This window comes from Pseudomonas sp. Marseille-Q0931 (assembly GCF_940789645.1).
Classification (GTDB): domain Bacteria; phylum Pseudomonadota; class Gammaproteobacteria; order Pseudomonadales; family Pseudomonadaceae; genus Aquipseudomonas.
Genome location: NZ_CALNWT010000010.1, coordinates 1 through 24,116, shown reverse-complemented (window position 1 = coordinate 24,116; position 24,116 = coordinate 1). Strand labels below are relative to the sequence as shown.

The 24,116-nt window shown below is 62.8% G+C and carries 19 protein-coding genes and 1 pseudogene; 9 read left to right on the top strand and 11 right to left on the bottom strand.

What is annotated here, in order from left to right:
* Positions 1–4 precede the first annotated feature (4 nt).
* Genes P3C50_RS16215 through P3C50_RS16165 form a run of 11 tightly spaced genes read right to left on the bottom strand, consistent with a single transcriptional unit; the run spans position 5 to position 14,253 of the window.
* The gene (locus P3C50_RS16215; protein ID WP_275546797.1) at positions 5–1,414 is read right to left on the bottom strand and encodes a lipid II flippase MurJ; all 1,410 of its coding nucleotides are present in this window, start codon (positions 1,412–1,414) and stop codon (positions 5–7) included.
* Positions 1,415–1,423: 9 nt separating this feature from the next.
* Entirely contained in the window at positions 1,424–2,842 is a 1,419-nt protein-coding gene (locus tag P3C50_RS16210) for an O-antigen ligase family protein (protein ID WP_275546796.1), read from the bottom strand.
* Complete coding sequence (locus tag P3C50_RS16205) at positions 2,842–3,942, bottom strand: glycosyltransferase family 4 protein (RefSeq protein WP_275546795.1); 1,101 nt, start codon at positions 3,940–3,942, stop codon at positions 2,842–2,844. Before P3C50_RS16205 ends, P3C50_RS16210 begins: the two co-directional genes overlap by 1 nt.
* A complete protein-coding gene (locus P3C50_RS16200) occupies positions 3,933–5,150 on the bottom strand; it encodes a glycosyltransferase family 4 protein (protein ID WP_003464311.1) in 1,218 nt (405 codons plus the stop codon). The genes P3C50_RS16205 and P3C50_RS16200 overlap by 10 nt, the downstream gene beginning before the upstream one ends.
* A gap of 6 nt (positions 5,151–5,156) precedes the next feature.
* Complete coding sequence (locus P3C50_RS16195; protein ID WP_242408944.1) at positions 5,157–6,446, bottom strand: GH39 family glycosyl hydrolase; 1,290 nt, start codon at positions 6,444–6,446, stop codon at positions 5,157–5,159.
* A gap of 20 nt (positions 6,447–6,466) precedes the next feature.
* Positions 6,467–7,654 (bottom strand): glycosyltransferase, encoded by a 1,188-nt coding sequence (locus tag P3C50_RS16190; protein WP_003464317.1) that lies wholly within the window; start codon positions 7,652–7,654, stop codon positions 6,467–6,469.
* On the bottom strand, positions 7,654–9,645 hold the full coding sequence (locus P3C50_RS16185; protein WP_003464319.1) for a GumC family protein: 1,992 nt from the start codon (positions 9,643–9,645) through the stop codon (positions 7,654–7,656). The genes P3C50_RS16190 and P3C50_RS16185 overlap by 1 nt, the downstream gene beginning before the upstream one ends.
* A gap of 14 nt (positions 9,646–9,659) precedes the next feature.
* Positions 9,660–10,424, bottom strand: a complete 765-nt coding sequence (locus tag P3C50_RS16180) for a polysaccharide biosynthesis/export family protein (RefSeq protein ID WP_003464321.1) — start codon at positions 10,422–10,424, stop codon at positions 9,660–9,662.
* 29 nt (positions 10,425–10,453) lie between these two features.
* Positions 10,454–11,365 (bottom strand): glycosyltransferase family 2 protein, encoded by a 912-nt coding sequence (locus tag P3C50_RS16175; protein ID WP_003464325.1) that lies wholly within the window; start codon positions 11,363–11,365, stop codon positions 10,454–10,456.
* Complete coding sequence (locus P3C50_RS16170) at positions 11,365–12,819, bottom strand: mannose-1-phosphate guanylyltransferase/mannose-6-phosphate isomerase (RefSeq protein WP_003464328.1); 1,455 nt, start codon at positions 12,817–12,819, stop codon at positions 11,365–11,367. Before P3C50_RS16170 ends, P3C50_RS16175 begins: the two co-directional genes overlap by 1 nt.
* On the bottom strand, positions 12,820–14,253 hold the full coding sequence (locus tag P3C50_RS16165; protein WP_275546794.1) for an undecaprenyl-phosphate glucose phosphotransferase: 1,434 nt from the start codon (positions 14,251–14,253) through the stop codon (positions 12,820–12,822). It lies immediately after the preceding gene.
* Between the two features lie 406 nt (positions 14,254–14,659).
* Here P3C50_RS16165 and rfbB point away from each other — a divergent pair, with 406 nt between their 5' ends.
* From rfbB to dctM, 9 genes and pseudogenes are all read left to right on the top strand, one after another.
* Entirely contained in the window at positions 14,660–15,721 is a 1,062-nt protein-coding gene (rfbB, locus tag P3C50_RS16160; RefSeq protein WP_275546793.1) for a dTDP-glucose 4,6-dehydratase, read from the top strand.
* A 9-nt stretch (positions 15,722–15,730) separates the two neighbouring features.
* A complete protein-coding gene (rfbA, locus tag P3C50_RS16155; RefSeq protein WP_275546792.1) occupies positions 15,731–16,603 on the top strand; it encodes a glucose-1-phosphate thymidylyltransferase RfbA in 873 nt (290 codons plus the stop codon).
* Positions 16,600–17,148, top strand: a complete 549-nt coding sequence (rfbC, locus tag P3C50_RS16150; RefSeq protein WP_275546791.1) for a dTDP-4-dehydrorhamnose 3,5-epimerase — start codon at positions 16,600–16,602, stop codon at positions 17,146–17,148. The genes rfbA and rfbC overlap by 4 nt, the downstream gene beginning before the upstream one ends.
* Positions 17,145–18,008, top strand: coding sequence for a dTDP-4-dehydrorhamnose reductase (rfbD, locus tag P3C50_RS16145; protein ID WP_197859207.1), 864 nt, complete (start codon positions 17,145–17,147; stop codon positions 18,006–18,008). Before rfbC ends, rfbD begins: the two co-directional genes overlap by 4 nt.
* 90 nt (positions 18,009–18,098) lie before the next feature.
* Entirely contained in the window at positions 18,099–19,913 is a 1,815-nt protein-coding gene (locus tag P3C50_RS16140) for an ATP-binding protein (protein WP_275546790.1), read from the top strand.
* The gene (locus P3C50_RS16135) at positions 19,910–21,295 is read left to right on the top strand and encodes a sigma-54-dependent transcriptional regulator (protein ID WP_275546789.1); all 1,386 of its coding nucleotides are present in this window, start codon (positions 19,910–19,912) and stop codon (positions 21,293–21,295) included. Before P3C50_RS16140 ends, P3C50_RS16135 begins: the two co-directional genes overlap by 4 nt.
* A 305-nt stretch (positions 21,296–21,600) precedes the next feature.
* Entirely contained in the window at positions 21,601–22,593 is a 993-nt protein-coding gene (gene dctP / locus P3C50_RS16130) for a C4-dicarboxylate TRAP substrate-binding protein DctP (protein WP_275546788.1), read from the top strand.
* Between the two features lie 137 nt (positions 22,594–22,730).
* Positions 22,731–23,357, top strand: coding sequence for a TRAP transporter small permease (locus P3C50_RS16125; protein WP_275546787.1), 627 nt, complete (start codon positions 22,731–22,733; stop codon positions 23,355–23,357).
* Positions 23,357–24,116: pseudogene (dctM, locus tag P3C50_RS16120) on the top strand (C4-dicarboxylate TRAP transporter large permease protein DctM); the annotation flags it as partial. The gene P3C50_RS16125 and the pseudogene dctM, both read left to right, overlap by 1 nt.

The window sequence follows — 24,116 nt, the reverse complement described above, 5'->3', positions numbered from 1 at the left end:
CCGCTCAGGCGGCACGCCAGGGCCGCAGTATCAATGCCATGCCGGCGAGCGTCGCCGCCGCGAACAGCGTAGTCAGCCCCAGTTGCAACCAGGTGTCTGCCACGCCGAAAAGACCTCCTGCGCTGATACCCAGCAACAAGCCCGCACACAGCCAGTACCGCACCCAGGCCAACTGGCCCAGAAGCGCCTGGCGGCGCATGAGCGCCAGGGCCGTGACCAGCACGCCTGCCACGGCTGCCAGCGGTATACCGGCCAACCCCAGCCACCAGGGCAGCGCCAGCAACAACAGCGCGTTGACGCCGCTGCCCAGAAGTTCGCAGTACAGCGGCTGAACCGTGTCGCCGGTTGAATAGGCATAACGGGCGAGCAAGGCATTCCAACAACCGAACACCAGCGGCAGGGCAAACCAGGCAAGCAGCGCCGGTAGCGGATCAGCCCCCAGCGATGACGGCAGCAGCAATGCCACCAGCGCAGGGGCGGCGCCCACCAGGCCGATGCCGGCCGGCAACGCGAGCAGGCTTGCCGTCTCGACCCCACGTCTGAGCAAAGGAATACGCTGCGTATCGGCTCGGCTGCTCATCAGGCCCAGCAGCACCTGATTGAGGCTCATCAATGCCACAAGCGGAAGGTTCACCAGCTTGCGGGCCAGGTTGACCCAGGTAACAGCGCCCTCCCCGAGCAGCGACGCGACTGAACGCTCAAGCAGGGCAAGCCCCTGGCTCGCCGCGTTGCTGCCAACCAACGGCAACATGCGCTGCCCCAGTAGCCGAAGTGCCTGCAGGGAGCCGTTGCTGCGCCATGGCCTCCAGCCCTGTTTCCATTGCCAGGGCAGCAGCGAGCCGGCCATTAGCACGCTGCCCAGCACGCAGGCCTCGGCTACACCGGAGACACTGCTTTGCGTCCCCATGCTTGCCAGATAGATCACGGGCGGTGCGTTGAACAGCACCGAGCCCAATCCCGCCATCACGAAGCGCTCACTGGCCTGCAGCGGCACACTGAGCAGCGCATGCAGCACGAAACCCGGTATGCACCACGCAAGCAGCCGCAAGGTGTCACCTGCCTGGACCTGCCCGGCATCGCTCAGGCCCAGGCCGATCACACCGACAATCCATGGAGCCGTAACGAGTACCAGCAGCGCGACGGCCAGACCGATCAACGCAAGCTGCGGCAACAGCGCCCCCATCCAGCGACGACGCCCCACCTCGTCCTCGGCCAGATAAAGAGGCAACGCAGCGGCACTGAGCAGCCCACCGGCCAGCGACATGCGAACCGCCTCCGGCAGAAACAGTGCGACAAGGAAGGCATCGCTCTGCGCGCCAGCGCCCCATGCGCTGACCAGCAGCCACTCACGGGCAAAGCCCAGCGCCAGGCCGAACAGGGTAACCAGGGTGAGCGACGCGGCGGAGCCAAGCATGGTCGCCCCTCAGCCTCGCTCGTTGACCACGACACCCAGGCGCTGGCGCTGCAATCCGCGATGGAGCTTGCGAGCAGGGAACAGCCGCCTGGCCTCCAGCAGATTGATACCCACCAGCAACCAGAACAGGCCGATCATCACCACCGCGAAGCTGAAGTAATGGTCGAACAGACCGCTTATCAGCGCTGCCAGCACACCACCCAGGCTACCCAGCCAGATCGCATTGTCCCGCGTCAGCACGATAGCCCCCTGCTCAGGCCGACTCTCGCGCCACCAGCGCCAGGTGACGGCGATGAACAACAGCATGCCGCCAAGCCCTAGCTTGTACATGAAGTTGAGCCACAGGTTGGAGATGCCGATCAGGTCAGTGCCTTCGATAGGCGGCTCCAGCTTGAAGCCCAGACCGAACGGGTAGGCAAGCACCGCCCTGGGGAACATCCGGTATTCGTCGAATCGCTCCTGTGTACTGGCGTTATCCGAGGAGAAGATCGTCGCCAGGCGTTCCTGCAGAGGCGGGTAACTCATCACCAGCGCAACGACAAGCACGGCACCGAGCATCAACAGGCGACCGGTATAGGGAACTCGCCGTCCCGCCATCCAGATCAGTACCACGGTCAGGCTCAGCATCGCCCCGCGCGAACTGCACAGCAGCAGTGCCGCAGCCCCCAGCAAGGCGACGCACAGCCCCAGCCAGCGCCGCCAGCCTTCATTGGCAAGGCCAAAACACAGCGCCAGGGGCAACAACAGCGCCATGATGCCGCCCGTGGCATTGGGGTGCATCCAGGGCGAGCCCATGCGCGATGAAAGCGCATTCAGGGCGAAGCCGAGCATATCCAGGTTGCCGTAACTGAAGAACGTCAGCACCGGCAGCATGCCGGAAGCTGAGCGGGTCCTCAGGAATACCGCGATCGACAGGAGCAGCATCGCCAACGTGCCGAGCAACAGGCAGACAACCAGCAACTCCCGGTTTTTGCGCTCCTGCAGCAGCTTGGCAGCGAGGAACACGACGGAAAGGTTGAGCAACCAGCGCAGCCAGTTGGACAGACCGCTGGCGGTGCCTTGTGTGGTGAGCTGCCCCACCACGAAGGGCAGGATACTGAACAGCATCAGCACCATGAGCCAGCGCTCGGTGGTGCCGGTGACCGCGACCCGGGAGGCCGGGGAAATGAACGCCTGCCACAGCAAGGCACCCCAGGTCAGCGCCAGCAGCGCCTCGCTGACCGTGGTACGAATTCCCAGGTTGACCGTCGCGTAGGGCATGAAGGTGGCAAGCAGCGCGAACAGCAGCAGCCCCCACAGCGGAAAGCGCAGTACGCTCAGGGCCACCGCCACCGCGAAGACGGCCGCCACGGCCTTGACCGGGGACAGAAACAGCAGCAGCGCACCAAATACGACGCCAACGACGATGGCAATTAGCTTTCCTGGCATTACGAACTCACTTCCGCGATCAATTCGATCAGGCGATTACGATAGGTTGCCGGGCCGAATCGCTCAGCCCACTGACGCAACAGTTGTGGGTCCTCGGCCGGCTCCGCAGACAGCCCCAGCATGAGCTGTACCAGTGCCGGCCCATCACTGGGCGAGAAACGCGGGCTGATCGCAGGCGCCACCTCTTCGAGGGAGGAGCCGCGAGCCACGGCCACCGGCACACCCAGGCTCAGGGCCTCGACAACCGGCAGACCGAATCCTTCGGCGTATGAGGGCTGCCAGAGCCGCTGCGCTCGCGCATACACGGCGTGAAGCTGCGCATCATCGAGTCCCGACAAGGCATGCAGGCCTGGCAGGTCACGCTGCGCCTGAGGCAAGTGGTCCAGGCTGCCGACCATCACCAGATCAGGAATTTCAGCAGACTCACGCCTGGCCTGCGCCCAGGCTTCGACGAACCATGGGATGTTCTTGCGCAACTCCCGCGTGCCCACCACCAGCCAGTAACGTGAAGGCAATGGCCGGGTAAGCGCCGCAGGTTGCCCACTGAAACCTTCTACCAGGTTGGGCAGTACCCGAACCTTGTCGGCCACGCCAGGAAACAACCGCACCGCCTCGTCGGCCGTGAAGCGCGAAGGGGTCCAGATCTGATCGGCCGTCCGCACCGCATAGCTGATCGAAAGGCGGTCACAGGCACGGTAGACCGCAGCCTTGAAAGCATTGGCGTGGTAATTCTTGAGCGTGATCTGAAACAGATCGTGCAGCAACAGCGCGTAACGCGTGCCCTTGGGACGCGGAGGCAGGGGCAGACCCATGTTGAAGTTCGCGATGTACAGATCGATACCCTGCCTGCGCAGTTCGCCTGGCAGAAAACAGGCCTCGAAGCGCAGCCGGTTGTGAGGCTGGTGCATCGAAGCCGAGGCGCAATCCCAGGGCGGACAGCAGACCTGCTGGCGCAGATCGGCTCCTGACGGCGCGACGGCATAGCGGGTGAGGGTTACATCGGGAAGTTCGCGCAGCACGCGCTCCATCGCCAGCACCTGACGACTGATACCCGACATCGGCGCAGACGCCACCATCCGATAGTCGAGGCCTATGCGCATGACGCCTCCGATACCGGCTGGCGCGCCAGGTCTTCGTAGATGGCCTCCACCTGACTGGCAGCGACCGCCCAGTCGTGATGGACGCGGACATACTCGCGCCCGGCCTGGCCGAGTCGCGCGGCATCCGCCGGCTGGTCCAGCACCTCGGACAACGCCACGGCCAGTTGCTGCGCCGTCTCGCCAGCCAAATAGTCGCTCCCCGGCTCCAGCGCCAGGCCGGACACCCCCTGCGCGGTACTTACCAGCGGCAGGCCGGCGGCAAGGGCCTCCAGCACTTTGAGCTTCGAGCCACCGCCGTGGCGCAACGGGGCAAGAAACACCGACGACTGCGACTGCAGCGCCGGGAGATCGCTGACGAACCCCTGCCACTCGATTCGCTTGTCAGGCCAGCGCTCAGGCCATTGGGCCGGCAGCGCATGCCCGCAGATGCTGATGACCGCACGCGGGTTGCGTTGCCACAGCAGCGGCATGATCTCATCCAGCGCCCACTGCACGGCATCGACGTTCGGCGAGTACTCGTAATTGCCGAGAAACAGGATCCTCTGGCAAGCATTGTCGGGCGTTGCGCCAGCGAACTGCGCACAGTCCACGCCATTCACCACCACGGCCACCGGTTGCCCAGCCAGGCGCTGCATCACGGCCGCATCCGCTTCGGTCACGGCGACCACACGTGCCGCCTGCCTGAGCACCTGGCGCTCCCAGCGCCGGTAACGCCACTGGTCGAACCAGACGAACGGCCGCGCCCAGGTCGGAAAGCGGGAATAGGTGGCCGCCCCCAGCGATGACTCGACATTGTGCTCGGTCAGCACGAACGGCTGCCGCTGTTCACGGAGCGGCTTCCGCAACGGCTCGATGGTATAGCTGTGCTCCACCTGCACGACATCCCATCGCTGCTGCAGCAACTCGACGAACGCGGCCTGCATGCGTGGGGCATAACCATTCACACCAGCCAGCAGAGGGGCTGGCGCGAACAGCGCCACGAACAGACTTGCGAAGCTGCGCAGCGGGCGGCGCGGCACGACGATCAGTTGCTCGAGCAAAGGCTCGAGCATAGCCCGGTCGTCGGCGCTCAGTGGTTGCTTGCTCTGCACCAGCAACGTGATGCGGTGCCCACGTTCGGCCAGACTGCGCAGCAGATTGTACTGGCGGGTCTTGCCACCGCTGGTGGTGGGCCAGGGCGAATAAGGGAGAACCCACAATAAACGCATCTAGGTTCAGTCCCAGGTCAGTATCTGCAGCGACGGTTTGGTCTTCACCTTCACCCAGCTGCCATTGCCGAGCGCCGTTTCGCGCCCCGTGAGCGGATCGTGGAGAACGGCGCGGGTGACTCCCGGAAGCTCAAGCTCAGCGCCCTTCTCCGCCCAGAACATCAGCAGGTTCCGTCCCTTCTCGTCCTTCCAGGCGATGTTGTACAGCCCGTCGATCTTCTTTGCGATCTGCGGGGGCTCGGCGGGTAACAGGCGCGGCCCGGTGATTTTCAGGAACCGTTGCAGCGCCAGGTAGACAGGCTTGGGATTACCTTCAAGATCAAGCAACCCATAGTCACGGTCTCTGACGGTTGCACGGGTGTCGAGGTCATTGAGGGTGAAGAGAAAAACCCGGTCGAAATCCTGCGTACTCATCAAGGCCAGACGCCGCAGAACGTAATCGGCCTGGCCGTTTCGGCCGATGATGTCCTGAGCCTCCTTGGGCCCCGAATAGCTGGACCAGCCCCACTCCGTCGCCCAGATGGCGGGTACACCGGAACGGCGCAATACATCGTTGAGCTCGCGTGTGCGCAGGGCGAAATCGTTGCTGCCACGCATGTTGCCTTCCGGCAGCTGGGTGTAGGGGTGATAGGCAACGATGGTGTTCAGCCGCTGCACACCCAGTTGGCCGAGCTGCTCGAACATGCTCGCGCCACCGGGCAGATCGCTGAAGAATGCCAGCCCGGCGCCCACCACCGGCTTGTCGGGGGCGACGCTGCGCAGAGCCCTGGTACTGGCTTCGAGCAGGCGGGCGTAGCCGGCCGCATCTGCCTCGGGGCGCCAGAAACCAATCAGATTCGGTTCGTTCCAGACCTGCCAGGCATCGACACTGGGGTAACGCATGGCCAGCAGCGCCATGCGCTGGGCGAAAACCTCCGGGTCGCGCGGCGGATACTGATCCTGGTACGGAGACTCCGGCGGGGCGGTAGTGATGAAACGGGCCGAGCCCACCAGATAGAAAACGGACTTGAGCTGCTGGCGCTCCAGATCACGCACCAGTACATCCAGGGCCGCTACATTATATTGGTCCTCAGCCAGTTCGAGTTGGTCCCAGTGCAGATCAAGGCGCACCCATTGCAGACCAAGCGCCTTCAAACGCTCCATCTGCTGGTTGTACCGCTCCGGGCTGAACCACAGGAACTGTGCATTCACGCCCAGGAAATCCTTCCAGACGACCTCACGCGGCGCCTTGAGCGCGTGCATCTGGGCGTCCACCCGCATCCCCCACAACAACAGGCTTCCAAGCAGAACGATCATCAAGGCGGCGGCTATCTTTCTCATGGCATCGGCTCCTGTCTGCACAGTTCGGCGAAGTGCTCGTGAAAACGCCGCCCAACACTGCTCCACCGGCGCTCACGCCCGATCGAGCTTGCCCGGTCCGCCCAGGCCGCAGCCAGTTGTGGCTGACGAGCGATACCCTGCAACGCCTGCGCGAGCGCCTCGACATTTCCCTGAGCATAGGTCATGCCGTTTCCGCTACTGACCTCTTCGGCAAATGCCCTGGCGTCCGAGGTAATCGCCCCACGACCGCAGGCCGCAGCCCAGGAAAGTGCACCACTGGTGCCACGTTGCTCACCCAGGATGCGCAGCTTCTGCGACTCCCGGTACGGTAGAACCATGACATGGTGCTGCTGAATGACCTGGGCGATTTCCTCGCGTGGCAGGTCCAGGCGCCAATCAATGCTCTCCTGCAGTTGAAGGCGACCGATCAACTCGCGAAGCTCGTCGAGGTAATCATTACGCCCGCCAAATGCCATCTCGGCTGCGGTACCACCAGCGAGCGTGAGGCGCAGGCGTCCGTGCAGCGACTCGTCGGCCTGCAGAACCCTGGCCAGGGCCTGCAGAAGATCCTCGATGCCTTTGCCCCGGTAGATGAAGCCGAAATACAGCAGACGCATCACATCCAGGTCCGGCAGGGCAGCCGGCGCTATGTCGAGATTGCCGTGCGGGACCACGGCGACCCGCCCGTCGGCAAGCCCCATGCGCTGGCGCAGGCAGGATGCCCCGAGCCCGGTCAGGGTGAACAGACGATTCATGCCGTGCGCCAGCTTGCGCTCCTGACGCAACGTGAACGGGTCATTCAGCACCACCGCCGCCTGCTGCAGCAGGCCCGGAAAGCGTTCCGTCCAGGCCAGGACGCGGGGCAACTTCGCCTGACGCCATACCAGGCGCTCGGGATCGTGGATGGTCGCCGTCAACGGCAGCGCGGGATAGCGCATGCGCAGCAGCTCCAGCGCGTGGAACTCACGCAGACGCCCACCGCCAAGCTCGCCATGAACCAGATCGACGCCGCTCCAGTCGAACGATGACACCCGGGCGTTGACGGCCCCCGGCTCTGCGCCACACCCGGCCAGCGGGGTCAGTACTTCGACCCCGTCGGCTTCCAGCGCCGCCTTGAAATGCCCCGCGTAATCGGCAATGCCGTTCTTCTCGGGGGGCAACGGCGCCAGCAGGGCAATGCGCATCAGAACGCGCCTCGGAAACGATCAATCACTTTCAGAACCTTGCCCGGCACCTCGAAGCAGCGACGGTTGATGATGATGCCGTCCACCTTGCCGAACGCGGTGGTGAGAATCGACAGCACGTGCTGGACCACTGGAATGGAGCTTTGTCGTGCCTCTACCACCAGCGCGATCATGTCCGCGCGGCGCAGCGTGACAAACGCCTCGCGGCTGTCGAGCAGAGCAGACGCATCGAGCAGCACGACCTCGCCGGGTTGGGCCGGCTCTGCGCCGCCTACGCGTACATTAAGGCCATTCTCTTCAAGCAACTGACGCATCTGCTCGATGACGAAGCCGACCCCTTCGCCATGACGTGCCGAGGTCAGGCCAAGCATCAAACCATCGCTGGCGATGCGCTTGAGCGGCATGAAACCATACAGCCGGTAGACACTGGCAGCGAAGGCATTGCTAGTCTGGGCACTGGAATTGTTCCGCTCGGGAAGCGTCGTCCACAGGGGCAGGCCAAAGCGCGACTCCACTAGGCCGCCATCATGGATGCGCTGATCCAGCAAGTAGCACACATAGACCACCAGCAAGCCCACCAGCGCCGAGAATGGCAAAGCCAGCAGCAGCATCACCAGCGTCTTGGGGAAGACCCGGGCAGGGTTTAGCGTCGCGGCCTCGATGACTGCGATGTTGCTGATCTGACTGTTGTCCAGTTCGCGATCAATCCGGGACTTCTCCAGGCTGTCGGTATAGAGCACATAGTTCTTCTCTGCCGCATCCAGCTCACGCTGCAGGCGAGCCACTTCAGGCTCCTCGCGCATCGCCTCGTTGCGCTGCGCCTCTAGTTCATGCAGTTGAGATTCCTGAGCCGCGAGCTGAGCGCGCAATGCCTTGTTATTGCTGGTTTCGTCGAGCAGAACACGCTGCAGGTGAATGGACAGCGTATTAGGGGCACGGTCCTCGGAGCTCTGCACCGTATCCCCCTCATCGGCCACCTGCTTCTCCAGCGAGGCGATCGACTCGTCGAGCGCCCGCACGGGCTCGGCGGTGGTCACATAGGTGCGCAGCATATCGACGCGCTCGAGACGCTTCTGATTGAGCAGACGACGCAGGTCCTGCTGGGCCGGGTTCAGGGCGATCTGACGAACCGTTACGACCTCCTGAGGCAGCCCCTTCAGTTGATTGCGAGTGTTTTCCAGAACGCTGTCCGAAGAACTGATCAGGCGCTGGGTATTGAAGCGTTCGCCACGCAGGATGTTGATACGCTCCGACAGGTCCTCCAAACGGTCGGTGATGCTGGCGGCGCCGAGCCCGGTCATCTTCTGCAGTAATTGTTCCTTGTAGCTCTTGATCTGCAGGGCGCTGGCCGCACTCTGCGCTTCGTAGAACGTGAACAGGCTCTTTCGGCCAAGCGCATCGGTACGCTGGCGCTGATAGATTTCGATCCAGTGCTCGACAATGGCTTGCGCCACATCCGGCTCGTTCCAGGTGAAGCGAATCTCCATAACGCTCGAGCCCAGCGCATGGTCGACCTCGAAGTTCTTCTCCAAGGCACGTGCCAGACGCTCGACGTCGGTCTGTTCCTCGATCACGCCGATGGTTTCGAAGACCGTGCGCACCCCATCGATAACCGCACCGACAACGCGCTTCACTTCATATTTAATGCGCTTCCATACCCACGGCGGAGGCGGCTGGTTGGCCAGCACTTCCAGGTAATGCTCAGCCACCTCGCGGACGATCGGCCGGCCGGTGAGCATGCGCTCTTCGTCGACAATCGGATCACGCTGGCTGATGGGCATCACCATAGCCTGGCGATCGCTGATTTCCAGCGGTAAGGCAGCATCACGCCCCGGCTTCACCAGCAATCGCGCATTGGACTCGTATTTGGCGGGCAGCAGGAATGCGCCCAGCAGGATCACAACCAGGGTTATCCCCATCGCCCACTTGAATTCTCGCAAGAATATAAACAGCAGACGCAGCAGGTCGCGAAAGGAACGAATTTCGATCATGAGTGTGTCGCTCCTCAGCGATTGATTGTGTAACTGGCGCCGATTCCCATCGACTTGGTAAAAGGAATGAGCTGGTTCAGATAGACGTCCACGCCCTCGATTCGCTCGCCGACCGCCGACTTGGGCACGAAGACGATATCGCCGCGCTGCAGCCCGACTGTCTTGCGCCCGTGCTCTCCGGTGACGAGCAGTTGGCTGTAGTCGAGGAAATAGGCGTGATAGGCCCCCTCGGAATCCTCTCGCAGCAAGGCGACCTTGCGGCTGTCCGCCGTGGGAAGCACGCCACCGGCCCCGATGATGGCCTGCTGGATGTTGTTGGCCGCCGGAATCGGCACGGCCGAGGGATTGCGCACCGCACCACCGACGAAAACGGTATTGCCCGGCGCGTTGTTGATGTTCACCGTTACCTTGGGCTGGCGGTAGACCTCCTTAAGCCGCTCGGTGAGGGATTCGGCGATTTCGCCGGGCGTGCGACGCGCCGCCTGCACGTTGCCGATGAACGGGTAATAGATTGAACCGTCATTGAGTACGGTGAACAGCGTCAGCTCGTAGATGGTGCTGACATTGAAGGCAGATAACGTCGGCATCTCACCGGCATCGCGGACGATGCGTAACGTATCGCCCACCCGCACACGCTCTTGCGGTGGCGGCACCAGGGCAAGCTGATCGAGCGCCTGCTGCCCGGCCTCTATGGTGTCCGTATCAGGCAGCATAACCCTCGCAGGTGTGGTGCATGCCCCCAGCATCACGACGGATAACAACAAGATCACATGTTTCATTTATCGAACTTCCTGTAGCAAAGTAGGGGCTAACGCCAGTACCCGGAAAACATACTGACGCGACGCTTGAGGGTTGATGGCAAAGACATTTCCACCTGACCAAGACGGTAACCAGTCAGCTTCATCGCACTGCGCAGAAAGACTTCGGGCAAACGGTAGAGGCAGCCGGCCGCGCGCAGCGCTGCCATCTCGGCCTTCACATAACGCATGCCTTCGCCACCGGCCGAACCGAACGCCTGCCTGATCCAGCGCTCACGTCCGTAAAAAACACCGATATCGAAGTAACGACGAAACTCCTCGAGCACGCTGTAATCGTGCGAGTGATACACCTCGGCGGTCGCTGCATAACGCACGGCATAACCGCCGAGCAGCATGCGGGCCGCAACGTAGGCGTCTTCGCTGCCGATCACGTCCTCGGGAAAGCCGCCCACGGCGACCAGCGCGTCACGCCGGTAGGCCGAAAACGAATCGGAGCTGAAACAGGTTTTGATCCCCAACTCAGGTGCATCACTCATGCGCTTGGTGCGGCTCTGCGGCGGATAGTTGAAACGACGCGACTGCGCGCCCAGCAGGCCTGCATCCGGGTGCGGCAGTTGTCGCCCATAGGCAACCCCGATATCGGCCTCGCCCTGCAGGTCGGCGATGATGTTGGCGAAGGTACCGGCGTCGGCCGGAATCGCGTCCTGGGTCAGGTAGATCAGCGCGTCCGCGTCGACCTGCTGACTGGCCCAACGCCGTGTGCCGCCATGGTTGAACTGGTTCGGCTCGATAACCTCGACCCGTGCACCGACTTCAAGGAAGCGCGCCACCGTGTCATCACCAGATGCGCTGTCGACCACCAGAAACTCATCTGGCTGCAATGTCTGCATGGCGATCGCAGGTAACAGACGATCAAGGTGAGCGCCTGCGTTGCGAGTCGGGATGATCAAGGCAACACGCATCAGTTGCTCTTCTCGCTGGCCGGTACACGGCCATAGATATCGTTGAAACGGACGATATCGTCCTCCCCCAGGTACTCACCGCTCTGCACCTCGATCATTACCAGGTCGATCACCCCTGGGTTGACCAGACGATGTTGATGGCCCGCAGGAATGAAGGTCGATTCGTTGGTATTGAGCAGAAAGTCGCGCTCGCCATTGACTACCCGAGCCATGCCGCTGACGACGATCCAGTGCTCGCTGCGGTGATGGTGCATCTGCAGTGACAGCGACTCGCCGGGGCGAACCATGATGCGCTTGATCTTGAAGCGCGAGCCCTCTTCCAGGACGGTGTAGGTACCCCAGGGGCGAGTCACGGTACGATGCAGACGATAGGCATCGTGACCGCGCTTCTTCAGTTCCTGAGCGACGAATTTGACGTCCTGCGTGCAGTGGGCGTCAGCTATCAGCAAGGCATCTGGAGTGTCGACCACTACCAGGTCGCGCACCCCTACGGCACCGACCAGGCGCTTGGGCGAGTCGATGTAGCAACCATGCACGTTATGCAGAATCACCTCGCCATTGATCTGGTTGCCGTTGGCATCTGCTGGCGTCAATTCGCGCAACGCCTGCCAGGAGCCGATATCGCTCCAACCCAGATCACAAGGCACCACGGCGACCTTGGCCGAGCGCTCCATCAGAGCATAGTCGATAGAGATATCGGTCACTTCGGCGAAGCTTTCAGCATCCAGCTCACACTGCACGCCCTGCTTGCCCTGCGCCGGTGCGCTCAAGGCAAGACACTTCTCCACACCCTCGACGACCTGCGGCGCATGTTCACGTAGTTCACGCAGCAGTACATCGGCGCGGAAGCAAAACATGCCGGCATTCCACAAGTGCTTGCCACCGGCCAGGTAAGCCTCGGCCGTCGCCAGGTCGGGTTTCTCGACGAAGCTGGCGACACGGTAACCGCCCTCCAGCACCTCGCCTTGCTGGATATAGCCATAGCCTGTCTCGGCATGATCCGGCTGGATACCGAACGTGACCAACCAACCCGCATCGGCCAGAGCGCGAGCCCGTCCGATGGCGGCGACGAAAGCGGCCTGATCGCGAATCAAGTGGTCGGCAGGCAGCACCAGCAACTGGGCGTCTTCACCGTAATGACACACGACATGCAGCGCTGCAGCCGCAATCGCCGGAGCGGTGTTGCGCCCCATGGGTTCTAGGAGGAAATCCAGCCCCAGATGCTTCTGATTCAGCGCGCGATAGTCATCCAGCGTGCGAAACAACAGCTCCCGATTGATCACCGTCAGCAGTTGAGCGACGTCATCCAAGCCGGCAACACGTTCCAGGGTTTTCTGCAGCAGGCTGCGCCCGTCGGCCAGACGCATGAACGGCTTGGGCATAGCCTCGCGTGAAACTGGCCAAAGCCTTGTGCCAGCCCCGCCGGCAACAATACAGGGAATCAGGGCACTCATTCAGTAGGCCTCGCGGGTGAAGATGACCGCAGGCAAGGTGCGGAAGAGGATGTACAGGTCGAACCAGACCGACCAGTTCTCGATGTACTGCAGGTCGTACTCGACACGTTTCTCGATCTTTTCCAGCGTATCGGTTTCGCCGCGATAGCCATTGATCTGCGCCCAACCGGTGATACCGGGCTTCACACGATGCCGGGCGGTGTATTCCTTCACCGCATCCTCAAAAAGGATGCCGGCCGCCTTGGTCGCCGTAGCATGCGGGCGCGGGCCAACCATGGACATGCTTCCGAGCAATACGTTGAACAGCTGCGGCAACTCATCCAAGCTGGTCTTGCGGATAAAGCGCCCGACTCGAGTGATGCGGTCGTCATTGCGCGTGGTCTGCCGCTCGGCGTTGGCGTCGGCGCGGTCACAGTACATAGAACGAAACTTGAACACTTCAATCAGCTTGTTGTTGTAGCCGTAACGTTTCTGGCGAAACAGCACAGGCCCAGGCGAGTCGAGCTTGATCGCCAGTGCGACCAAGATCATCAGAGGTAGAGCGAAAGCCAGAGCCAGCAGCGCCAAAAGCAGGTCCTCAATGCGCTTGATCAAAGGCGACCAACCGTCTAGCGGCCTTTCCGAGACGTTGAACATCGGCAGCCCGGCCACCTCGGTGATGCGGTTGCGCGCATGCCGGAAAGCGAGCATGTCCGGCACCAGAAGGACGTTCACAGGGAGCTTGCGCAGCTCGCGCACAATCTGACCGATGCGGTTTTCGGCGGACCAAGGCAGAGCCACCAACACTTGAGTTACGCGGTCCTGACGCACTAAACGCTCGAGCGCACAGCTATCTCCGAGCAGCGGTAGTCCGCCTAATGTATCGGGCAAACGACCAATACGGTCGTCGATGAAGCCGATCAACCCGGAGCGAATGTCACTATGACGCTGCATGAATTCCGCCAGGCGCAGGCCATTTTCAGTCGCCCCCAGAATGACCGCGCTCTGCAGAAATTGTCCGGCACGCATCCAATACCGATAGAGAGCGAGCAACGCCAAACGCTCGGCGCCGAACGCGAAGAGGCTGGCCAGAAACCAGAGGCTGAGGAAATGCCACTCCATGAAGCTGAACATTGCCAGCGCCTGATGCATGAAGAGCAACAGACAGAACGCCGCAGACCAGGCAAAGAACATCATGCGAAAGCGCAACAGGCTACTGAATATCTCCTCGGAGTAAACGCCCAGGGCTTGAAACATCATTACCGTAAGAACGCCAAAGAAGAGCAGTACCGTGGCGTAGCTTTGTGTCAGCACGGGCTCATCCGATAGCCATACCAGAAGAGCAAACCCTGGCAAAATGGCGGTAATGCCATGAACCAGGCGAATGGCCGCCAAGAAATATTCGATGAACCCAGGACGCGCCAGCAAGGAACCACCGGCTGATTGCAGACGCATGAAAAGTCACTCCCGCCTTAATTTCGCTCATGAACATCCGATGACGTCAAAAAACAGGCAGTAAAATGCAAAAAATCAAATTTTCGACAGAATATCGTCAAATTGTTTTATGGCGCGACTTAACCACTTTTATGATGGCATTTCAACATCCGCACTGATGAATAGCACAGTTAATTTCTGGCGCCAGAAAGCCAGCAAAAAAGAAGCTTTGTTGAAGAACGCCATGTGCTCGTACTACCGCCAAAACGACTCGCGCAACCCAAGCGGTTTGATGTACAAAATGCGCCATCAACCATTCAGGCTTATGGCTATTGAGCCTCTACGTGGCCTGCTGCGCCACAGCTTCCGCGACTTTCAATTGATCCAGGGCCTCGTCTGCCGTCACTCATCGCCAAGGACACAGTAAATGCGCATCCTTATTACCGGCGGAGCCGGCTTCATCGGGTCGGCACTGATTCGCCACCTGATTCAGGACACCGAGCACGAAGTGCTCAATCTCGACAAGCTGACCTATGCCGGCAATCTGGAATCCCTTCTGGAGATCGCCGCAAGCCCCCGGTACCGCTTCGTTCAGGCCGATATTGCCGATGCCGGGCGAGTCGCTGCGACGCTGAGCGAATTCCAGCCAGACGCCATCATGCACCTGGCCGCCGAATCCCATGTCGATCGCTCAATCGATGGCCCGGCGGCCTTCATCCAGACCAATATCGTCGGCACCTATAGCCTGCTGGAGAACACGCGCGCTTACTGGCTAACCCTGAGCCCCGAGCGCAAGGCGGCCTTCCGCTTCCACCACATCTCCACCGACGAGGTTTACGGCGACCTGCACGGTGTCGATGACCTGTTCACCGAAACCACCCCCTATGCCCCCAGCTCGCCCTACTCGGCGAGCAAGGCCGCGTCCGACCATCTGGTCCGCGCCTGGCAACGCACCTATGGCCTGCCGGTGCTGATCACCAATTGCTCGAACAATTACGGCCCCTATCACTTCCCCGAGAAGCTGATCCCGCTGATGATCCTCAATGCCCTGGCCGGCAAGCCGCTGCCGGTGTATGGCAACGGCCAGCAGGTACGCGACTGGCTGTACGTGGAAGACCACGCACGTGCGCTGCTCAAGGTGGTCAGCCAAGGCGAAGTCGGCGAGACCTACAATATCGGCGGACACAACGAGCAGAAGAACCTCGACGTGGTACGCGCCATCTGTGCCCTGCTGGAAGAGCTGGCACCGCAGAAACCCGCCGGCCTCGCGCGCTATGAAGACCTGATCACCTATGTGCAGGACCGTCCGGGTCACGACTTGCGCTACGCCATCGACGCCAGCAAGATCGAGCGCGAACTGGGTTGGGTGCCGCAGGAAACCTTCGAAACCGGCCTGCGCAAGACGGTGCTGTGGTACCTGGACAATCTCGACTGGTGTCGCCGCGTGCAGGATGGCAGCTATCAGGGCCAGCGACTCGGCGCACTCTAAGGAGCTTCAATGAAAGGCATCATTCTCGCCGGCGGCTCCGGCACCCGTCTGCACCCCATCACCCTGGGTGTGTCCAAGCAACTGCTGCCGATCTATGACAAGCCGATGATCTATTACCCGCTGTCGGTGCTGATGCTGGCCGGCATCCGCGAGATTCTGATCATCTCCACCCCTGAAGACCTGCCCAACTTCGAGAAGATGCTCGGCGACGGCAGCCAGTTCGGCATCACTCTGCAGTATGCCGAGCAACCCTCGCCGGACGGCCTGGCCCAGGCGTTCCTGATCGGCGAGTCGTTCATTGGTAACGACTCGGTCTGCCTGATCCTCGGGGATAATATTTTCCACGGCCAACACTTCACCGAAATGCTGCTTCGCGCCGCCAGCCACGACAGTGGGGCCACGGTATTCGGTTATTGGGTCAGCGATCCGGAGCGGTTTGGCGTGGTCGAGTTCGACGCCGCCGGCAACGCGCTGTCGATCGAGGAAAAGCCGGCGAAACCCAAGTCCAGCTTTGCCGTAACCGGCCTGTATTTCTACGACAACGATGTGGTGCAAATCGCCAAGGCCGTTAAACCCTCGCCACGCGGCGAGCTTGAAATTACCGATGTGAACAATGCCTACCTGGCCCGTGGAGACCTGCGCGTGGAGCGCTTCGGCCGTGGTTTCGCCTGGCTCGATACCGGCACCCACGACAGCCTGCTCGATGCCTCGCAATACGTGCAAACGGTGGAAAAGCGTCAGGGATTGAAGGTCGCCTGCCTGGAAGAGATCGCCTATCAGCAGGGCTGGATCGACCGAGAGAAATTGCTTACGTGTGCCAAGGCATTGGGCAAGACGGGTTATGGTCAATACCTTTACAAACTGGCGGAGGAGTCGCTGTGAAAGTGATCGCGACCGCACTACCGGAAGTGCTGATTCTCGAACCTCAGGTATTTGGTGACGAGCGCGGCTTCTTCTACGAAAGCTTCAATGCGCAGCGCTTCGCAGAGGCGACCGGAGTGACCCGAGAGTTCGTGCAGGACAACCACTCGCGCTCCGCGCGAGGCGTACTGCGCGGCCTGCACTATCAACTGCAGCAGGCCCAGGGCAAGCTGGTGCGCGTCAGTGCCGGCGAGGTCTATGACGTCGCAGTGGACGTACGCCGCAGCTCGCCGAACTTCGGCAAGTGGGTGGGCGTGCATCTGTCTGCCGAGAACAAGCGCCAGATGTGGGTGCCGGAAGGCTTCGCACACGGTTTTCTGGTGCTCAGCGAGTACGCCGAGTTCCTCTACAAGACCACCGACTATTACGCCCCGGCCTTTGAGCGCTGCATCCGCTGGGACGATGCGCAGCTGGCCATCGACTGGCCGCTCGACGGCCTGACGCCACAGCTGTCGGCCAAGGATCAACAAGGCCTGAGCCTGACCGACGCCGAGACGTTCGCATGAAGATTCTGATCAGCGGCCACACCGGCCAGGTCGCGCGCGAGCTGCAACTGGCCCTGCGCGAGCATGAATTGATCAGCCTCGGCCGTCAGGATTTCGACCTGTCACGCCCGGAAAGCCTGCGCGAAACCATCCTGCGCGAACGCCCGGCGCTGGTGATCAATGCCGCCGCCTACACCGCCGTCGATCAGGCCGAACAGGAGCGCGAACTGGCCTTCACCATCAATGCCGAAGCGCCGGGCGTCATGGCCGATGCCTGCTTCGAGCTGGACATCCCGCTGATCCACTATTCCACCGACTACGTCTTCGACGGCAGCAAGACTACGCCCTACCGCGAGGCGGACACGCCGCGCCCGCTGGGTGTCTACGGCGCCAGCAAGGTTGCCGGGGAACAGGCACTGCGCATCAGTGGCTGCGACCACCTGATTCTGCGTACCAGCTGGGTCTACTCGCAGCATGGGCGCAACTTCCTGCTGACCATGCAGCGCCTGCTGCAGGAGCGCGAAGAACTCAGCGTGGTCGATGACCAGATCGGCGCGCCGACCTGGGCCGGCAGCATCGCCAGCGCCACCGCCGAGCTGATCGACAAGTGGCAACAAGGACGCCATCGCTGGGGCACCTATCACCTGACCTGCCAGGGTGAAACCAGCTGGTTCGGCTTCGCCAGCGCCATCGCCGAGCGCCTGCGCGCCACCGGCAAGCCCTGTGCCCGGCTGCGCCCGATCTCCAGTAGCGAGTACCCGACGCCGGCGCAGCGCCCGCTCAATTCGCGCCTGGACGGTGAACGCCTGGAAGAGGAATGGCAGATTCGCCTGCCGGACTGGCGAACGGCACTGGACGCCTGCCTGCAGCGCATGGGCTGACGCCCGACATTTCATCACCAGCGGCCGGCGCACGTCACCGGCCGCACGCTTAACGTGCATAATGCGCCGATCATTTCTGCACGGTTCTCCATGAGCACGAACACTGCCACTCCCCGCCGCCTGCGCTGGCGCAGCCTCGTGCTGCTGGCGCTGCTGCTCGCGCCCCTGCTGTTGCCCGTACACTTTTTGGCCGAACGCTACTACCGCGAAGTCCTGATCGAACAGAACCGGCAAACCCTGGACCTGTACGTTGCCAACCTGCTTGGCACGCTGCGCCGCTACGAGGTGCTGCCGCAGATTCTCGGCGACCTGCCCGGCCTGCGCGCAGCCCTGAAGACGCCCGAAGACCCCGCAGTACTGGATAACGCCAACCGCCTGCTGGCCCGCGTGAAGAGCCAGACCGGGGCCGACGTGATCTACCTGATGAACACCCGCGGCGTCACCCTGGCCGCCTCCAACTGGGACAAGCCGGACAGTTTCGTCGCCGGCAACTTCGCCTTTCGCCCGTACTTTCGCGAAGCATTGGCCGGCCGCCTGGGCCGCTTCTTCGGCCTCGGCACCACCTCAGGAAAACGCGGCTACTACTTTGCCTACCCGGTGCGCGAGGACGACCACAACATTGGCGCACTGGTGGTCAAGGTCGACCTCGACCACACCGAAACGCTGTGGGGTAACACCCCGGAACAGCTGCTGGTCACCGACACCAATGGCGTGGTGATTCTCACCTCGCGCCCTGACTGGCGCTTTCACGCCAGCCGCCCGCTGGACCGCGTCGAACAATCGGCGATCGCCGCCAACCAGCCCTACCCGACCCAGGCGCCGCCCGCGCTCGACCTTGATCCCAACGCCTGGTTGACGCAAAGCCGGGCCTTGGAGGAAACCGGCTGGACGGTGAGTATTCTCGCCCCGCGCATCCTTCTCGATCGCCCCGTGCGCAGCGCTGTGGCCGTGGGGGCGGCTGCCCTGCTGGCCCTGCTGTTGCTGCTCGGCCTGCTGATATTGCGCCGCCGACACTACCTCGAACGCATCGCCCTCGATGCTAGCGCCAAGGCCGAACTGGAACAGCGGGTGACCGAGCGTACGCAGGACCTGGAGCTGCTCAACAGCCGACTCAAGCAGGAAGTGCTCGAACGCGAGCAGGCGCAGCAGGAGCTGGTGCGCGCCCAGGACGAACTGGTCCAGGCCGGCAAACTCTCCGCGCTCGGCACCATGAGTGCCAGTATCAGCCACGAGCTCAACCAGCCACTGGGCGCGATCCGCAGCTACGCCGAGAACGCCAGTACCCTGCTCGACCACCAGCGCAGCGACGATGCCCGCGCCAACCTCAAGCTGATCAGCGAACTGACCGAGCGCATGGCCTCGATCATCGCGCATCTGCGCGCCTTCGCCCGCCGCGACCGCCATGCGCCCGAGCGAGTGGCGCTGCAACCGGCACTGGACGACGCCCTTGCCCTGCTCGCCAAACGCCGCCGGGCCATGGATGTGGAATTGATTCGCGACCTGCCGGACGCCACGCTCTGGGTTCAGGCTGGCGAAACGCGCCTGCGTCAGGTACTCGGCAACCTGCTCGGCAATGCGCTCGACGCCCTGGTCGACAAGGCGCCGCCACGGCGTATCTGGATCAGCATTGAGCATCAGGCCGAGCATCTCGACCTGCTGCTGCGCGACAACGGCCCCGGCTTCTCAAGCGAATCCCTGGCCCGCGCGCGTGAGCCGTTCTTCACCACCAAGACCAGCGCCCAGGGCCTGGGGCTAGGTCTGGCCATCTGCGATAGTCTGGTGCGGGCGCTGGACGGCGAACTGCTGCTGGCCAATCATCCGGCCGGCGGCGCGCTGATTACCCTGCGCCTGCGCCTGGCCAGCCCCGGCGTCAACCTGCAACCTTCTGAGGACCCTTCGCCATGACCAGCGACAGCGCCATCGACAGCCGCATTCAGGTATTGCTGATCGACGACGACGCCCATCTGCGCCAGGCGCTCAGCCAGACGCTCGACCTGGCCGGGCTCAAGGTCCTCAGCCTGGGCGATGCCCAGGGTCTGGCTGCACGTATTCCGGTGGGCTGGCCAGGGGTGGTGGTCAGCGATATCCGCATGCCCGGCATCGACGGCCTGCAACTGCTGCAGCAACTGCGCGAGCGCGATGCCGAGCTGCCGGTACTGCTGATTACAGGCCACGGCGACGTGCCGCTGGCCGTGCAGGCGATGCGCGCTGGGGCCTATGACTTTCTCGAGAAACCTTTCGCCAACGAGGCGCTGCTCGACAGCGTTCGCCGCGCCCTGCAGCTGCGCCGCCTGGTACTGGACAATCGCAGCCTGCGCATGGCGCTCAACGACCGCCAGCAGCTGTCCAGCCGCCTGGTGGGTCAGTCGCCCGCCATGCAGCGCCTGCGCGAGCAGATCGGCGCGCTCGCCGGCATCACCACCGACGTGTTGATCCTCGGCGAGACCGGCGCCGGCAAGGAGGTGGTCGCCCGCGCCCTGCACGATCTGTCCAGCCGCCGCGACGGGCCCTTCGTCGCCATCAACGCCGGTGCACTGGCCGAGTCCGTGGTGGAAAGCGAATTGTTCGGCCACGAGGCCGGAGCCTTCACCGGCGCGCAGAAGCGCCGCATCGGCAAGTTCGAATTCGCCAACGGCGGCACCCTGTTCCTCGACGAGATCGAGAGCATGAGCCTGGACGTGCAGGTCAAATTGCTGCGTCTGTTGCAAGAGCGCGTGGTCGAACGCCTCGGCGGCAACCAGCTGATCCCGCTGGATATCCGCGTGATCGCCGCCACCAAGGAAGACCTGCGCCAGGCTGCCGACGCCGGGCGTTTCCGCGCCGACCTCTACTACCGGCTCAACGTCGCGCCGCTGTCCATCCCGCCGCTGCGCGAGCGCGGCGAGGATGCCCTGCTGCTGTTCCAGCATTTCGCCGAAGCGGCGGCAGCCCGCCACGCCCTGGCTCCGCGTGAGCTGCAACCGGGACAGCGTGCGTTGCTGCTGCGTCATCCATGGCCGGGCAACGTGCGCGAACTGCAGAACGCCGCCGAACGTTTCGCCCTGGGCCTGGAGTTGGCACTCGATAGCAACGCGCCGAACCTGCCACCGGTCAACGGCGGGCTCAGCGAACAGGTCGAAGCCTTCGAGCGCGCGCTGATCGCCGCCGAGCTGAGTCGTCCGCACGGCTCGCTGCGCAGCCTGGCCGAAGCGCTGGGCGTGCCGCGCAAGACCCTGCACGACAAGCTGCGCAAACATGGGCTGAATTTCTCCGGTGCTGGCGGAAGCTCGCCAGAGGACTTCGACTGACTGGCGGCAAACCGCCAAAGCCATCATCAAAGACTGGCCGTCAGCGGGCGCATACGCCCGCCAGGCGCTCGGCAAAACGCCATCAAAGCCCACAGCCACGGGCTTTTCCTCTAGGCAGGCACGCACCCCATGGCAGACTGGCACAAGGGTTGCTCTAGGCTAGCTCCAAGCGAACCCACAAGTACAAGTCCAGGCCTCGCTGATGCCACCGGCGTTTTTCTCCAAGCCGCCTAGACTTGCTCTTGTCCGTTCGTCAGCAGCGCCTCGGCGCAAATGCGATAAACACAACAAGAGGAAGCATCCGCATGTTCAAACTGACTGCCAAGGCGCTGGCTTGCGCCCTGTCCCTGTCCATCGCTGGCGTGGTTCACGCTGCCGACCCGATCGTCATCAAGTTCTCCCACGTGGTTGCCGAGCACACCCCGAAAGGTCAGGGTGCCGTGCTGTTCAAGCAACTGGCCGAAGAGCGCCTGGGCGACAAGGTCAAGGTCGAGGTCTACCCGAACTCCTCGCTGTTCGGCGACGGCAAGGAAATGGAAGCGCTGCTGCTCGGCGACGTCCAGATCATCGCCCCGTCCCTGGCCAAGTTCGAGCATTACACCAAGCAGCTGCAGGTATTCGACCTGCCGTTCCTGTTCGACGACATGGCTGCAGTCGATCGCTTCCAGAAAGGTCCGGAAGGCCAGAAGCTGCTGACCTCCATGACTGACAAGGGCATCACCGGCCTGGCCTACTGGCACAACGGCCTGAAGCAGCTGTCGGCCAACAAGGCGCTGCTGGAGCCGAAAGACGCCCGTGGTCTGAAGTTCCGCGTACAGGCCTCCGCCGTACTGGAAGAGCAGTTCAAGGCCGTGCGCGCCAACCCGCGCAAGATGAGCTTCGCCGAGGTTTACCAAGGCCTGCAGACCGGCGTGGTCAACGGTGCCGAGAACCCGTACTCGAACATCTACAGCCAGAAGATGCACGAAGTGCAGAAGTACATCACCGAGTCCAACCATGGCCTGCTGGACTACATGCTGATCACCAACACCAAGTTCTGGGACGGTCTGCCGGCTGACGTACGTAGCGAGCTGGACAAGATCATCGCCGAGGTCACCGTCGAGGTGAACAAGCAGGCTGACGCCCTCAACGAAGGCGACAAGCAGCGCATTCTCGATGCCGGTACTACCGAGATCCTGACCCTGACTCCCGAGCAGCGCGGCCAGTGGCGCGACGCCATGCAGCCGGTATGGAAGAAGTTCGAAGGCGAAATCGGTGCCGACCTGATCAAGGCCGCGCAAACCGCCAACCAGCAATAAGGCCGGAGAGCCGTAGGGTGGGCAGGGCACTGCAGCGCTGACCCACCACGACGCCCGCGACGGGCGTCGTTCAATGCTGTAACCGGTGGGCCGGCTGCCGTCCCACCCTACGCCCTTTCCATTCGGGAGAACCGACCATGAACGCCTTGCGGCGCGTCTGGGAGCACTTCGAGGAAGGCTTCATTGCTTTCCTCCTGGCGGCCATGACGCTGATCACTTTCGTCTACGTGATCCTCAACAACTTCTACACCCTGTTCTATTGGCTGGGTGACACCTTCGGCGGTAACGAGGCTCTGCTTACTATCGGCGACTTCATTCTCGACCTTGCTCAGGCGATGACCTGGAGCAACGCCCTGACCAAGGCCCTGTTCGGCTGGCTGATCTTCTTCGGCCTGGCCTACGGCGTGCGTACCGCCGGCCACATCGGCGTCGACGCTCTGGTCAAACTCGCTCCGCGCGGCGTGCAGCGCGTCATCGGCGTGATCGCCTGCTCGGCCTGCCTGGGCTACGCCGGCCTGATCGCCGTCGGCAGCTTCGACTGGGTCAGCACCCTGTTCAGGGCCGGTATCGGCGCCGAAGACCTGGGCCACTACGGCATCCAGCAATGGCACATCGGCATGATCGTGCCGTTCGGCTACGCCATGGTGTTCATCCGTTTCCTGGAAATCCTCGTGCGCATCCTGCGCAACGAGCAGACCGGCCTCGGCCTGGCTGACGAAGCCGCCGATGCGCTGAAAATCAATGAGCACGAGGAGGCCAAATAATGACCGTGCTGTTCCTCTTCCTGCTGCTGTTCCTGCTGATGTTCATCGGCGTGCCGATCGCCGCATCGCTCGGCCTGGCCGGCTCGATCACCATCATGCTGTTCAGCCCCGACTCGGTGCGCTCGCTGGCGATCAAGCTGTTCGAGACCTCCGAGCACTACACCCTGCTGGCGATCCCGTTCTTCCTGCTGTCCGGTGCCTTCATGACCACCGGTGGCGTGGCACGTCGCCTGATCGACTTCGCCAACGCCTGCGTCGGTCACATCCGTGGTGGCCTGGCCATCGGTGCGGTGCTGGCATGCATGCTGTTCGCTGCGCTGTCCGGCTCGTCGCCGGCCACCGTCGCGGCCGTAGGCTCCATCGCTATCGCCGGCATGGTGCGCTCCGGTTACCCGCAGGCCTTCGGCGCCGGCATCGTGTGTAACGCCGGTACCCTGGGCATCCTGATTCCGCCGTCGATCGTGATGGTGGTGTACGCCGCCGCCACCGAGCAGTCGGTGGGCAAGCTGTTCATGGCCGGTGTGATTCCCGGTGTGATGCTCGGCCTGGCACTGATGATCGCGATCTACATCGTTGCGCGCATCAAGAAGCTGCCGGCCCTGCCGCGCGCCAGCTTCCGCGAGTGGCTGCGTTCCGCCCGCGAGGCCTTCTGGGGCCTGTTGCTGATGGTGATCATCCTCGGCGGCATCTACACCGGCATGTTCACCCCGACCGAGGCTGCGGCCGTGGCGGCGGTGTACGCCGGCTTCGTTGCCCTGT